General features: G+C 40.7%; 12 protein-coding genes. 9 read left to right on the plus strand and 3 right to left on the minus strand.

What is annotated here, in order from left to right; all coding sequences use genetic code 11:
• Positions 1-3 precede the first annotated feature (3 nt).
• The 8 genes from ilvG (at position 4) to GQR53_RS03060 (ending at position 9,121) form a co-directional block, all read left to right on the plus strand.
• The gene (gene ilvG / locus GQR53_RS03025; RefSeq protein ID WP_002959891.1) at positions 4-1,653 is read left to right on the plus strand and encodes an acetolactate synthase 2 catalytic subunit; all 1,650 of its coding nucleotides are present in this window, start codon (positions 4-6) and stop codon (positions 1,651-1,653) included.
• A complete protein-coding gene (ilvM, locus tag GQR53_RS03030; protein ID WP_002959893.1) occupies positions 1,650-1,895 on the plus strand; it encodes an acetolactate synthase 2 small subunit in 246 nt (81 codons plus the stop codon). The genes ilvG and ilvM overlap by 4 nt, the downstream gene beginning before the upstream one ends.
• Positions 1,896-1,998: 103 nt before the next feature.
• Entirely contained in the window at positions 1,999-3,855 is a 1,857-nt protein-coding gene (gene ilvD, locus GQR53_RS03035; RefSeq protein ID WP_024596945.1) for a dihydroxy-acid dehydratase, read from the plus strand.
• Positions 3,856-3,857: 2 nt separating this feature from the next.
• A complete protein-coding gene (gene ilvA / locus GQR53_RS03040; RefSeq protein WP_039485942.1) occupies positions 3,858-5,411 on the plus strand; it encodes a threonine ammonia-lyase, biosynthetic in 1,554 nt (517 codons plus the stop codon).
• 97 nt (positions 5,412-5,508) lie between these two features.
• Positions 5,509-6,543, plus strand: coding sequence for an ABC transporter substrate-binding protein (locus GQR53_RS03045; RefSeq protein WP_165742835.1), 1,035 nt, complete (start codon positions 5,509-5,511; stop codon positions 6,541-6,543).
• A gap of 60 nt (positions 6,544-6,603) precedes the next feature.
• On the plus strand, positions 6,604-7,779 hold the full coding sequence (locus GQR53_RS03050; RefSeq protein WP_165742836.1) for a methyltransferase: 1,176 nt from the start codon (positions 6,604-6,606) through the stop codon (positions 7,777-7,779).
• Positions 7,780-7,809: 30 nt separating this feature from the next.
• The gene (gene can, locus GQR53_RS03055) at positions 7,810-8,472 is read left to right on the plus strand and encodes a carbonate dehydratase (protein ID WP_002959903.1); all 663 of its coding nucleotides are present in this window, start codon (positions 7,810-7,812) and stop codon (positions 8,470-8,472) included.
• A gap of 4 nt (positions 8,473-8,476) precedes the next feature.
• Positions 8,477-9,121 (plus strand): NAD(P)H-binding protein, encoded by a 645-nt coding sequence (locus GQR53_RS03060; RefSeq protein WP_024596948.1) that lies wholly within the window; start codon positions 8,477-8,479, stop codon positions 9,119-9,121.
• 217 nt (positions 9,122-9,338) lie between these two features.
• Here GQR53_RS03060 and GQR53_RS03065 read toward each other — a convergent pair whose 3' ends face one another.
• Positions 9,339-9,602, minus strand: coding sequence for an accessory factor UbiK family protein (locus tag GQR53_RS03065; RefSeq protein ID WP_165742837.1), 264 nt, complete (start codon positions 9,600-9,602; stop codon positions 9,339-9,341).
• A 161-nt stretch (positions 9,603-9,763) separates the two neighbouring features.
• On the opposite strand from GQR53_RS03065, the gene rep reads away from it, so the two are divergent.
• Positions 9,764-11,782, plus strand: a complete 2,019-nt coding sequence (gene rep, locus GQR53_RS03070; RefSeq protein WP_165742838.1) for a DNA helicase Rep — start codon at positions 9,764-9,766, stop codon at positions 11,780-11,782.
• 15 nt (positions 11,783-11,797) lie between these two features.
• Here rep and GQR53_RS03075 read toward each other — a convergent pair whose 3' ends face one another.
• Both GQR53_RS03075 and GQR53_RS03080 read right to left on the minus strand, forming a co-directional pair.
• The gene (locus GQR53_RS03075; RefSeq protein WP_165742839.1) at positions 11,798-14,362 is read right to left on the minus strand and encodes a diguanylate cyclase; all 2,565 of its coding nucleotides are present in this window, start codon (positions 14,360-14,362) and stop codon (positions 11,798-11,800) included.
• A 162-nt stretch (positions 14,363-14,524) separates the two neighbouring features.
• Positions 14,525-14,920: a cytochrome c5 family protein gene (locus GQR53_RS03080; RefSeq protein ID WP_165742840.1), complete on the minus strand. Its 396-nt coding sequence runs from the start codon at positions 14,918-14,920 to the stop codon at positions 14,525-14,527.
• Positions 14,921-14,956 lie beyond the last annotated feature (36 nt).

The following is a 14,956-nucleotide window of genomic DNA, read 5'->3' on the forward strand; positions in this document are numbered from 1 at the left end:
TTAATGACAGGCGCAGAACTAACAATCGACTTATTGGCCAAACACGGCGTAAACGAAGTATTTGGCTACCCAGGCGGAGCTATTATGCCAATTTACGATGCGCTGTATGGCGCGCCAGTCAAACACTACCTAACTCGCCATGAGCAAGGTGCAGGGTTTGCAGCTGTTGGTTATGCTCGTAGCACACGTAAATTAGGCGTATGTTTTGCAACATCGGGCCCAGGTGCAACTAATTTAATAACCGCTCTTGCTGATGCGATGATGGACTCAGTACCATTATTGGCGATCACCGGCCAAGTGCCTACTGCAGCGATTGGTTCAGATGCGTTTCAAGAAATAGATGTACTAGGTATGTCGCTTTCGTGTACTAAGCACAGCTACATGGTAGAACGAGCTGAAGACTTAGCAGAGATATTACAAGAAGCAATTCATTTAGCGCAAAGCGGCCGCCCAGGTCCCGTACTTGTCGATATCCCAAAAGATATTCAAATGGCTCAAGTCCCTTTTAAACCTTGGCTAGCAGCTGATGAATACTTACCAGAGTTAGATTTAAAGCAAGTTGCTATTGCTAATCAATTGTTGAGTGAGGCTAAACAGCCTGTAGCGTATGTAGGTGGTGGTGTACAAGCCGCTGATGCGCAAGACGAGCTAATGCAATTTTTAAATAAAACTCAGATGCCAGCTGTATCTACACTTAAAGCGTTGGGCAGTGTATTACCAGATTACGAACATTACTTAGGTATGTTGGGTATGCATGGTGGTCAAGCTGCTAATATCGCAGTGCAAGAATGTGATGTACTTGTATGTATAGGGGCACGCTTTGATGACCGCGTAACAGGCAACTTAGCTAAATTTGCAGCTAAAGCTAAAGTAATCCATTTAGATATAGATGCTGCTGAAGTTGGTAAGCGAAAACCTGCTAAAGCTTCATTAATTGCTGATTTAAAGACGTCGTTACCCGCACTTGAATGCTTTGTAACACCTAAAGCTTGGTGTGACACAAATAAAGAAATGAATATTAAGCATGCGTGGCGTTACGACTACCCAGGTGAGAAGGTTTTTGCACCGTACTTATTAAACCAACTAAGCCAACGCATGCCAAAAACAGGGGTTGTGTGCTGCGATGTAGGTCAGCACCAAATGTGGGTAGCACAACACATGAAGTTTACTCATCCGAGTAATCATTTAAGCAGTGGTGGTGCAGGGACAATGGGCTTTGGTCTACCTGCGGCTATTGGTGCACAAGTAGCACGCCCAGATGACTTTGTTATCACTGTATCGGGCGATGGTTCTATAATGATGAATATTCAAGAATTGGCCACTATTCGTCGTAACAATTTACCTGTAAAAATATTAATTTTAGATAACCAGCGTTTAGGGATGGTTCGCCAATGGCAAGAACTATTTTTTGAAGGGCGTTATTCTGAAACTAACCTGTCGGATAACCCAGACTTTGTGCAATTAGCTGCTGTATTTGGTATCCCAGGGCAAACAATTACTCACGCTAACCAAGTTGATGATGCGATAACTGCATTAGTTAACAGTAAAGGTCCGTACATAGTACATGCCTGTATTGATGATAAAGAAAATGTTTGGCCACTTGTACCACCTGGGGCTGCTAACGACGAAATGATGACGGAGAAAGCAAAATGAAACATAGCCTAACTATTGCATTAAAAAGCCAAAGTATAGCGGTAGAGCGCTTTTTACGAGTGGTGCGTCATCGTGGTTTTGACCTTACGCATTTTCAGCTCAATATGGACGATGGTTTTTATAATGTAGACATGACGGTAGATAGTGATAAACCAATTCACCTTTTAACCAGCCAGTTAAATAAGCTGGTGGATGTCAAAGAAGTCACTTTACAAAATTTACAGCAACAACAGGCTGTGTAATTACGAACTGAAAAACAATTTACGAGTAACTGAATCACTCGGTTACTCACCAATTTTAGAATGAGGAATGCCCGCTTATTTTGCGGCAAAAACTGAGGTAACTATGGCTAAATTAAGAAGTGCAACAACAACTGAAGGGCGTAAACGCGCAGGCGCTCGTGCATTATGGCGCGCAACAGGTATGACCGACACCGATTTTGGTAAGCCGATTATTGCCGTAGTTAACTCGTTTACACAATTTGTACCAGGGCATGTTCACCTTAATCAGCTAAGTGAACTTATGGCTGAAACCATTACACAAGCCGGTGGCGTCCCTAAAGAATTTAATACTATTGCGATTGATGATGGTATTGCAATGGGTCACGGCGGCATGCTTTATTCGCTGCCTTCACGCGACTTAATTGCTGACTCAGTTGAGTATATGGTAAATGGTCATTGTGCTGATGCGATGATTTGTATTTCAAACTGCGACAAAATTACTCCAGGAATGATGCTTGCAGCACTACGCTTAAATATTCCGGTAATATTTGTATCAGGCGGTCCAATGGAAGCTGGTAAAACTAAGCTTGCTAACATCGATATTAAACTTGATTTAGTAGATGCCATGGTTAAAGGCGCTGATGAATCGGTAAGTGATGCAGATTCAGAGCAAGTAGAGCGCTCTGCGTGTCCAACATGTGGCTCGTGTTCAGGCATGTTTACTGCAAACTCAATGAACTGTCTGCTAGAAGCGATTGGTTTAGCATTGCCAGGTAACGGCACGACGCTTGCGACTCATAAAGACCGTAAACAACTTTATGTTGAAGCGGGGGCTCGTATTGTTGATTTATGTCGTGAGTATTATCAAAAAGATAATCAAGATGTATTGCCACGTGCTATTGCTAACAAAACAGCCTTTATGAATGCAATGGTTGTTGATATTGCAATGGGTGGCTCGTCAAATACGGTATTGCATTTACTTGCTGCAGCGCAAGAAGCGGGCGTTGATTTTGATATGTCGCACATTGATGCGCTCTCTCGTAAAACACCATTTTTATGTAAAGTTGCACCAGCGACACCTGAATATCACATTGAAGATGTGCACCGCGCAGGCGGCATGATGGCAATCGTACGTGAACTTGGCAAAGCAGGCTTAGTTGATATGTCAGTTAATCATGTTGCTGGGTCAACTATGGCTGAGCTCGTTAAAAAATGGGATGCAACAGATCCTACTAACGAAGCAGCGCGCAAATTTTACCGTGCTGGCCCTGCGGGCATTCGTACCACTAAAGCAATGAGCCAAGAGTGTCGTTGGGACGAGGGCGATAACGACCGTGTTAATGGGTGTATCCGAAGTGTCGAACACGCTTTTCGTCAAGATGGTGGCTTAGCTGTACTTTCGGGTAATTTAGCAGTTGATGGCTGTATTGTTAAAAGCGCTGGCGTTGTTGATGAAATGCTACATTTTGAAGGTACTGCAGTCGTGTACGAGTCACAAGATGATTCTGTAGAGGGTATTTTAAACGATGAAGTAAAAGCCGGTGATATCGTGGTTATTCGTTACGAAGGCCCTAGAGGCGGCCCAGGTATGCAAGAAATGCTATACCCAACTAGCTACTTAAAATCAAAAGGACTAGCTGAAAAATGTGCACTTATTACTGATGGTCGCTTTTCGGGTGGTACTTCGGGTTTATCAATTGGTCATGTGTCACCAGAGGCGGCAAGTGGTGGTGCAATTGCTTATGTTGAAAATGGCGACAAAATCATTATTGATATCGCAACCCGTGAAATTACGTTAGCGTTAAGTGATGAAGAGCTTGAAGCACGTAAACAAAAACAATTAGCACGCGGAAAACTGGCTTACAAACCAGTTGATCGTGAGCGCTATGTATCGTCTGCTTTAAAGGCTTATGCATTACTTGCAACAAGTGCTGATAAAGGCGCAGTGCGTGACTTAGCTAAATTGGAGGCGCTTAGTTAATTATGGTCTCTCAAGAGCTCGATTATTTTCGCGCTATTATTCAAGCAAACATGGAGCCTTTGGCTAAAGTTACCGAGGTCAGCGAAATGGCTGAGCTCGGTGCTAAATTAGGTAACCATGTTTGGTTAAAGCGTGAAGACCAACAGCCCGTGTATTCATTTAAATTACGCGGTGCGTATAACAAATTAAATAAATTACCTAAAGGCTCAGTGGTTATCACTGCTTCAGCGGGTAATCACGCTCAAGGGGTTGCACTAAGTGCTTCTCACTTAGGGCATCAAGCTACAATTGTAATGCCAGTAACAACGCCTGAAATAAAAGTAAGTGCGGTACGTGCGCTAGGCGGTGAAGTTGTGCTACATGGGCATCATTTTGATGCCGCAAAAGCACATGCGCTTGAGCTTACAGAGCAACGAAACGGTATATTTGTTCCACCATTTGATGACCCAGACGTCATTGTTGGTCAAGGTACTGTAGCGCGTGAGCTTATGCAGCAATTAAACGAGCTTGATGCGGTGTTTATTCCTGTTGGCGGCGGCGGTTTACTTGCTGGGATGGCGGTTTATATTAAATCGCTGCGTCCAGATATAAAAGTAATTGGTGTAGAAGCCGACGAAAGTGCATGTTTACAAGCGGCACTTAAAGCAGGTAAACCGGTAGAGCTTGAGCGCGTTGGCAGTTTTGCTGATGGCGTAGCGGTTAAAATTATTGGCACTGAAACATTTCGCTTAGCGCAAAAGTTTTGTGATGAAGTTATAACCGTCACCAGCGACGAAATATGTGCTGCCATGCAGGATATTTTTGTATCTACCCGTGCAATAGCAGAGCCTTCAGGTGCACTTGCAACGGCAGGGCTTAAAAAGTGGAGCCAGCAGTCGGGGTTAAAAGGGTTACATTTAGCGGCTGTTTTATCCGGTGCTAATTTAAACTTTGATCGCCTGCGTTATGTTGCAGAGCGCACTGCGCTGGGTGAAAAAAACGAAGCGTTATTAGCGGTTACTATTAAAGAAGAAAAAGGCAGCTTTAAACAGTTTTGTGCTTCTTTAGGTGGCCGTGCTATTACTGAGTTTAACTACCGTTATGCAGGACCTGGTGAAGCACAAATATTTGTAGGTATTGCCCTGCGCCAAGGCGAGCAAGAGCTTAATGAGCTAAAGCAAGACTTAACAAATAATGACTACCAATTTTGCGATCTGTCGGATAACGAACTCGCTAAATTACATGTGCGCTATATGGTTGGCGGAAAAGCACCCGAGCAATTGCATGAGCGCTTACTTCGCTTTGAATTTCCAGAGTATCCAGGTGCGCTTGCACGCTTTTTAGATACTTTAGGTAGCAATTGGAACATTACCTTATTTCATTATCGTAATCACGGTGGTTCGATGGGGAATGTACTGGCAGGTTTTGCTATTGAGCCGAGTCAGTATGAGATGTTTAACGAGCACTTAAACCGTTTAGGTTACAGTGTACAAGATGAAACACAAAATCCGTGCTTTAGCCAATTTTTAACATCAAAGCCCCAAGCAGAAAAAGCCGAAAAACTCGCCTCAGTATAATCCTTCTTTAAAGGCAGGCACCTAACTAGGGTGCTTGCTTTATCGCACGTTTTACATATAGTTACAGGTAATCAACATACTTTTTGAGGACACCTAGTTGCTATTTAAAGGATTAATCATTGGATTGTGCTTTTTTTGTAGCCATATCGCGGCGCAAGAATCAGTCACATTACAGCTAAAATGGACACATCAGTTTCAGTTTGCTGGCTACTATATGGCAAAGCAAAAAGGCTTTTATAATGAAGCGGGCCTTGATGTAACCATTAAGCAAGCTAATCCAATGCAACCTGATACCTTTGCTCCTGTCGCCAGTGGCGAAGCACAATTTGGAGTTGGGCACTCTGGTATTTTACAGCAACGTATTAATGGACAACCTCTTGTTGCTATGGCTGCCTTATTGCAATTTTCACCTTACTGCTGGATGGTTAAAGACACGTCTGATATTTTTCATCCACGTGACTTTGTTAATAAACGTATCACTGCGGTAAGCAAAAATGATGGTACCGAACTACTTATTATGCTTAAACGCAGTGGCGTTGATGTGGATAAACTCAAAGTTTACGATGGCGAAAATCCAGGCCAGGCTTGGATTGAAAACAAGCTAGATGCTATGCAAGTGTATGTTACTACAGAGCCTTATTATATGACTCAACAAGGCGTAGCTCATCGACTTGTTTGCCCACAGCGTTATGGTATGGACGTATATAGCGACATTTTATTTACCAGCGAAAACATGCTGAAGAAAAATCCTCAAACGGTCGAAAAATTCTACCAAGCGAGCCTAAAAGGATGGCGTTATGCAATGATGAACATGGATGAAGCCATTGCAGTCACCCAGCAAAACTATGCACCGGGTAAAAGCTTTTATCAGCTCGCTTTTGAGGCTGAAGTACTAAAAAGTTATATAACCCCACCCACCACCAGTTTAGGACATATGTCGATAGCAAAGTGGCGCTTAATTGCGGACTTATATGGCATACCGCAAAACGAATTTGACGAAGTAAAATCTCACTTTATTTATAAATACCAAGAACCTGAAAAGATGCAGTTATCGTGGATGCTCATGGCAGCTATTTTGGTAAGTATTATTTCAATACCTTTGTATTTACGGCTGATTTTTAGTAAAAATTAACTGCTTAGGTAATTCCCGAAACTGATATAATTAATTGTCTTTTTTATTTTTTAAGCTGTTATGACTTTAGCTGAGCAATTTTTAGCACTTGATTCACTTTTAATGCGTCATCGTCAGTATTGGCAGTGCACTGCATTTGATTTTGACACTATACCTTGGCCAGAGCTACAAGGCATACTTAGCGAACTAACTGATGACCAGGTAAGCGTTCTTGATAACGATCAAAACCAGCTATACCAATTTTTTAGCCAGCACATAAACCAACTTGATGAACTTGTAAAGTTATGCGAGTTACCTAGCACAGCCCACTCTCGAGCTGATTATCCATTTTGGATAAGTAACGGCATTAAAGGTCGTAAGTTTGCACAGTTACAAGATTTTGTATCTGCACTACCTAATACCAAACAACCTGTTTTAGAGTGGTGCGCGGGTAAAGGGCACTTAGGTCGAATGCTTGCGTTTAATGGCGCAAGTAATGTACATAGTATTGAACTTCAACAAAGCTTATGCGAGCAAGGACAAAAAAGTGCACAGCAACAAGGCTTAGCAATGCACTTTAGCCAAGCAGATGTATTAAAAGACGATATCACTCAATTTTTTAATACAGACATGCATGCTGTAGCGCTTCACGCATGCGGTGGCTTACACCAAGCATTTATGCGCCAAGCAAGTTTAGCGAAAGTACAGCAAATTAGCTTTTCACCTTGTTGCTACCATTTATTTACGGCTAATGAGTACCGTGCAATGAGTGAGGTTGCAAATAAAAGTGAGCTTAATTTAACGCATCGTGATTTAAAGCTCGCATTACAAGAAACCGTCACAGCGCCCTCTCGTCTGGAAAAAGTACGTAAAACAGAACTTGAGTGGCGACTTGGTTTTGATGCACTAAGAAAGTCGATCACTGGCGAGCAATATTACGTAAGCGTACCGTCGGTTAACAAAGCTATATTCTCAGATTCGTTTAAATCGTTTTGTTCATGGGCTGCAGATGAAAAGGCAATGAAATTACCTCAAGGTATTGATTATATTAAATATTTAGAGGTTGGGGTGGCTCGAAAAAAAATAACTGACCGAGTTGAACTGGTTCGACATGTGTTCAGAAGAGCGATTGAAGTTTGGCTTGTGCTCGATCGTGCTTTATATTTGCAACAGCAAGGTTATCAAGTAAGCGTTAAAACGTTTTGTGAAAAGCAGTTAACGCCTCGTAATATTTTGATTCTTGCTAATGTCCATTAAATTTCCGTCCTCGACTTAATAAGAGATGCAATGAGAAAGTTAAAAAATTTATTCGATAACAACAAACGTTGGGCTGCTCGTACAAGTGAAGCAGACCCTGAGTTTTTTAAAATTTTATCTATGCAACAAAATCCAGAGTATTTATGGATTGGTTGTTCAGACTCTCGTGTACCTGCAAATCAAATAGTTGATTTATTACCAGGCGAATTATTTGTACATCGTAACGTTGCTAACGTGGTTGTACACACTGACCATAACTGCTTATCGGTTATGCAGTACGCTGTAGAGGTTTTAAAAGTAAAACATATAATGGTAGTAGGTCACTATGGTTGTGGTGGCGTACAAGCCGTTTTAAACAATGCTAAATTTGGCTTTATTGATAATTGGCTACGCCATGTAGGAGATGTAAAAGAAAAGCATCTTGAACAACTTGACGCAATGCCAGAAAGCGAACGCTTAAGCCGCCTTATTGAGCTAAATGTAATTGAGCAAGTACGTAATGTGTGTCGTACTAACATTGTGCAAGATGCCTGGGAGCGCGGCCAAGAACTAAGCGTTCATGGTTGGGTTTATGGTTTAGAAAACGGCCATCTTCATGATTTAGAATCTGTAGTAACGTGCGCGAGTGAAGAAACGCAAAGCTACAAAAAAGCAGTGCAACACGTATTTAAAAAAGTGGGTGAAAATAAATAAATCCATGACTAAAACGGCGGTGTTGATAGGTGCTACAGGCTTGGTCGGTAATGAGTTGCTCCATAAGTTACTTAATAGCGATCGTTATACAAAAGTAGTTACGTTAAGCCGTCGAGTTCTGCCTGTCACACATGCAAAGCTAGTTAATCACGTTATTGATTTTGAAAAATTAACTCAATATGTTGAGCTTTTTAAAGGTGATGTATTGTTTTCGTGTTTGGGCACAACCCGTAAACGAGCGGGCTCGATACACGCTCAGCGTAAAGTAGATTTTGATTATCAGTTTATAGCGGCGCAGTTAGCGGCATGTAATGGCGTTACGCATTATTGCTTAGTGTCATCAAGCGGGGCGAATACGCACAGTAATAGTGCTTATTTGAAAATGAAGGGAGAGCTTGAGCAACATATTAAAGCACTCCCTTTTGATAAAATAAGTATTTTACAACCATCTTTATTATTAGGCGATCGTGAGCAATTTAGAGTGGCAGAAAAGATAGGCAGTATTATTTTTCCTGTTATTACACGATTTGCGTTTTTAAAGCGTTACAAACCAATAACTGGCGAACAAGTTGCGCAAAAAATGCTGAGTGTGAGTTTAGCTCAGCAGGCTAAGTTGTCTTATTATGTACTTGATGAGCTATTTGAATAAACTTGGTAAAACGCAAAAGGCAGCCTGAGCTGCCTTTTTTGTACATTAAATTAATACCAATTTTATTAAAAAAATGATCATCCTAGTGTATTAAATAACTCACTAACTACGTTAAAAATTATTTATATAGAACAACTACGTACCATAATTTTAGCCTTGTTATTGAGCTATTTTCTTATCGCTATAATAGAACACTAATTTAATGCAATTGGTATAATTATTCAGCGTCAGTTTTAGCGCTAAGTTGTTGCTCAAGCAATGAAATTTTAGCTTCAAGTTCGGTTAACTTTTCGCGAGTACGAATAAGTACTTGGCTTTGCACATCAAATTCTTCACGGCTCACAAAGTCCATCTCAGCAAGCTTGTTTTGTAGAACTTGCTTTGTTTTACCTTCGAGTGTGTCTGCTAGGTTTTTTACACCTTGCGGCATATTGCTAGTAATTTGCTTAGCAATTTCTTCAAGTTTTGCTGGGTTGATCATATTTGTACCTTCGGCATTGCCTAAATGATAATAACTAATATTACCTTATACCCACGGTATTTAACACATGATCATCTTTACCTTAATTAATTAAGGCAATTGCTATGCTCGCTGTAATGGTTACGTTAAAATTGCGCGTCTTTTAAATTTCTTTGGTCGTTATGAAACTCAATCCTAAACAAGATGAAGCCGTAAAATATATTAGTGGTCCCTGCTTAGTACTCGCGGGCGCAGGCTCTGGTAAAACCCGTGTTATTACGAATAAAATCGCTTATTTAGTGAAAAAATGTGAGTACAAAGCGCGAAATATAGCCGCCGTTACTTTTACCAATAAAGCAGCCAAAGAAATGCGTGAGCGAGTACTGCAAACGCTCGGTAAGCAAGACGCTAAAGGTTTATGGGTATCAACGTTTCATACACTCGGTTTAGAAATAATAAAAAAAGAGTTAAGCACATTAGGGTTTAAACCCGGCTTTTCGCTATTTGATGATCAAGATACCAATCAGCTTCTTAGTGAACTCACCGAAGATGAGCTCAAAAAAGACAAGGACTTACTCAAACTACTTAAAATGGAAATTGGTAGCTGGAAAAACGAATTAGTACTGCCAGAGCAAGCAATACGCGAAGCGCGTGATCCGCAAAAAGCATTGTTCGCGCAGTTATATGGGCGCTATCAAAACCAGCTGCGTGCTTATAATGCACTGGATTTTGATGATTTAATTATGATCCCTACTTTGTTACTTACTAATAACGCCACATCTCGTGAGCGCTGGCAGCAACGCTTTAAATACTTGCTGGTGGATGAGTATCAAGATACCAATACAAGCCAATATCAACTTGTTAAATTGCTAGTAGGCGAGCGTGCCCGTTTTACTGTGGTAGGTGATGACGATCAATCAATTTACTCATGGCGTGGTGCTCGCCCGCAAAACTTAGTGTTATTAGGTAAAGACTACCCAGGGCTTAGACTTATAAAGCTTGAACAAAACTATCGAAGTGCAGGGCGAATACTAAAAGCGGCTAACATTTTAATTGCCAATAATCCTCACGATATTGAAAAAAAGTTATTTAGTGAACTAGGTTATGGTGAGCCGATTAAAGTAATAGGGTGCCGCGATGAAGAGCATGAATCTGAGCGTGTGGTTGCTGAAATAATTTCACATAAGTTTATGAAGCGAACCAGCTATAAAGATTACGCGATTTTATATCGTGGTAATCATCAAGCACGTGGCTTTGAAAAATCACTAATGAGTAACCGTATCCCTTATAAAATTAGTGGCGGTATGTCGTTTTTTGCTCGCTCAGAAATTAAAGATATTATGGCGTACTTACGCCTATTAGTTAATCAAGATGATGACAATGCGTTTTTACGTATCGTAAATACACCACGACGCGAAATAGGTACGGTTACCCTTGAAAAGCTTGGTACGCTTGCTAATGAAAAGCACGCGAGCTTGTTTGCTACCTGTTTTGATAACGATTTAGGCTACAGACTAAAAGGGCGTGGCTTTAATGCGCTTGCTGGGTTTGCACGCTGGGTTGTTGAGCTATCTGATAACGCAGTACGCGGTGATACGCTCGAAGCTGTTAAAGACTTAGTGCGTAATATTAATTACGAGGCATATTTGTACGAGTCGTCACCGAGTGCAAAAGCGGCTGAAATGCGTATGAAAAACGTATCAGAGCTGTATCGTTGGATAACAGATATGTTGACCGGTGATGCCGACAACGAACCAATGACATTAGCCGAGGTTGTTAGCAAGCTAACCCTTCGCGATATGCTTGAGCGTAACGAAGAAGAAGATGAAACCGATGCAGTGCACTTATCAACACTACATGCATCAAAGGGCTTAGAGTACCCGTACGTATTTATGGTGGGTATGGAAGAGGGTTTACTTCCGCATCAGGTAAGTATTGATGAGGACAACGTAGATGAAGAACGTCGCTTAGCTTATGTTGGTATTACTCGCGCACAGCAGGAGTTAACACTTACTTACGCAAAGGTACGTCGTCAATTTGGTGAAACCTCACAAACTGAATTAAGCCGATTTGTACAAGAGTTACCGCAGGACGATCTCGCGTTCGAAAACAAAAAGGCGCCAAATACCCAAGCAGAGCGCATGGAAAAAGGCCAAGCAAGAGTCGCTAACCTTCGCGCCATGTTTAAAAAGCCTGAGTAATACCTCAGGCTAACTTTATAGAGACTGAGTTGCTTGCACTTCAGGTAACTCAGAGCATACTAAAGCGTGTTGTTTACCTACAAAAAATGCCAAACCGTGTTTATCTAATAAAGCTCTAAAATTAAGTATTGAAGGGCCTTTAGCAATGACCTTCATTGCTTTGAGCTTTGTAATTGCAAGCACGCCCTGTAGCTGAAAATCGTAACTTTCTTGTTGTAAAACACGTTTACTAAAGGTCGAGCTAAGTAGTAAATAATCAAAACTAATATCGGTTAGTAAATTAAGTTCGCACCTGTCTTTAGCAAAATTGTTTAAACCAATTGAATAACCAAGTTGTGATAGCGTTTTGAGGTTTTTTATTTGCGTTGCACATGCGTGGCGAATTTCTTGTTCATCAAATAATAAACAGAGTTGGCTTTGTCCTTGTTGTTTATTTAGCGTATCTGTAAATAAAACAAATTCGTGTTCCTCAAGTAGCAAACCAGAGCAAGGAACCAATGCCATAGCTACATTTGCAGTAATTGCTTGTGCATAGGCGCGTTGTAATAGTTGTAACTCTACTTGCAGATGCTGCTCTTTATCTGATGCAAACTTTTTCAAAATATCAAAGCTAGTAAAGCCAAGCATTGGGTGTTCACCAAATGCTTCAAATAAAGATTCAGACTGTTGTTGCTCATCAAGCGTAATTATTTCTGAGCTTCTAAAACTCATAGGTAATATATCAAGGTGATGTTGTGCTTTTAGAGTCTGCGCAGGTATTGATTGCGTTAATAGCGGATGAAATAACTCGTAACGATTTTTTCCTGAGTTTTTGGCGTGATACATGGCGGCATCGGCATCACGAATAATTTCATCTGTATGCGTATAGCTTTTCTTTGAGTAGGTTATCCCTATACTTGCGCCACTTTGTAAAGATTCACCTTTGAGATAAAAGGGTTTTTTCATTAAATCTATAATACGATTTGCAACATCTTCTGCTTGTTGAGGCTCAGTTAAATGGGTTAATAAAATAACAAATTCATCCCCGCCTAAACGTGCTAGTAAATCATGCTCGCGTATACATTGGGCAAATAACTCACTCACGTTAATTAAAAATTGATCGCCTGCATGGTGGCCAAGCTGATCGTTAATATCTTTAAATTTATCTAAATCGATAAACAAAACAGCAAAGTGGTGCTCAGGAAAACGTTGATAATGTTGTAGCGTTTTTTCGAGCTGAGTTAAAAATAGACTACGATTAGGCAAGCTCGTAAGTGAATCGTGATGTGCATCATGATAAAGCTGCAGCTCTATTTTTTTTCGCTCATCTATTTGCATTTGTAAGTGCAGATTAGTTTGACGCAATTCTTTGGTTTTTTCGTTTACTCTAAATTCGAGTTCTTGATGGCTTTTTGCAATTGCTTGATTGACGAGTTTTGTTTGTAAAACAGCTGCAATTTGATGCGATACAAAGGTAATTAACTCGCAATCATCCCGGCTAAAGATATGTTTGTTATCGTAGGCTTGGCAAACAATAAGGCCGATAACACCTTGAGCTGTTTTAAGTGGAGCGCCTAACCAGCTAGTGGCCATTTGCTCTTTTGGTACAGGTGCTGAACGTTGTACTACACCGCTTTCTATTAATTCTTTTGCTCTACATGGGTGTATTAGTTGTGTTTCTTCGGTGCTTATTACCAGTTCGCTATAACCTTTAGCAAAGCGTCTTGGCTGTGTATTTTCTTTAAATTCATCGACGCAATAAGGAAAACTAATCCACCCTGTTTCTTTATCATAAAGTGCAATATATAAGTTTTCTGCGTAGGTAATTGTTTTTATTATTTCGTGTATTTTAAAATAAGCGTCATCAAGGTTTTTAGCTTGTGTTGCTATCTCAGATATTTTAAATAGAATTTGTTGGCGTTGAAGTGCGCGTTTACGCTGCTCTATTTCAAGGTTTAGTGCATCGTTACTTTGAGTGAGTGCGCGGGTGCGAATTTTAACTTCTGACTCAAGAAGCTCTCGTTTTTTTACACGCTCTATTGCTGTTGCCAAATAAAGCGACATAAACTCAAGTAATTGTATTTGCTGTGAGCTATAGCCTTGTTTTGTATCGTAACTTTGAGCTGCTAATACACCGATAATATTGTGTTCTTGGTAAACAGGTACGCCTACCCAGTGTTCGGCAGGAGTGCCTAATGCTTTAAATAAACCTTCTGCTGCAGCATCTTGCATTTGCTGCTTGGTAAAACATGTGGTTTTACCCTGTTTAAATACATAACCCGTGGCGCCTTCATCAAAGCTATTTGATTGGTTAAGGGCGACGGCAATACCATCTTTTTCATCTGAAAAGTAAGAAAGTTCCAGTGATTGACTGTATTGATTTAGCAGCACCACATAAAAACTTTTACTAGGTACGTACTTTTGTAAAATATCATGGATGGCGGGGTATAGCAGGGTCAGCTCGGCCACAGTACTTGCCTGCTCTGATAATTGGATCAGGGCATTTTGTAAGTGATGTGATTGTTTGTATTTCTCGAGAAGCGCTCTAAGGCGTTTATTTTGATACGCCAATTTACTCGATACTGATAGTTTATCTTCCAATGATCTAACCGGCTATTTTTATTGTATAGTTATTAGCCTTATACTTTCACTTTTAGTGCTTATCGTCAAGTTGATATTCCTACTAAAGCAGTAGCTAGATACACTATTTTAGGCATTAAAAAAGGCTTACAGAAGTAAACCTTTTTTATATTTCAATCGAGCTTATTTAGATGTCATAAAGTCGATAGCAGCGCTAATCTCATCATCAGAACAATCCATACACGTGCCTTTTGGAGGCATAGCATTAAAGCCATTTAGCGCATGCTCAAGTAAAGTATCTTTACCTTTAGCAATACGTGGAGCCCAATCGTCAGCCGATTTAGGCGCGCCTAGTGCACCGGTGCCGTGACATGCAAAACATGCACCTTGATATACTTGCTCACCAGAACGAGGACCTGTAGGCACCGCTGCAACTGCAGCTTTATCGCCTTCAAGGTATACAGCACCAACCGGCGCGAGACGTGCTTTAATTGCATCTTCAGTCATAGAGTTATCATATGGCTGTGCGTATGCAGTGGTTGCTAGCAATAATAATGCTGCAGCTGTTAATTTTTTCATTTTGCCTTGCTCACTTCGATTTGAACGTGATCAATC

This window comes from Pseudoalteromonas sp. Z9A6, assembly GCF_011378805.1.
Classification (GTDB): domain Bacteria; phylum Pseudomonadota; class Gammaproteobacteria; order Enterobacterales; family Alteromonadaceae; genus Pseudoalteromonas; species Pseudoalteromonas distincta.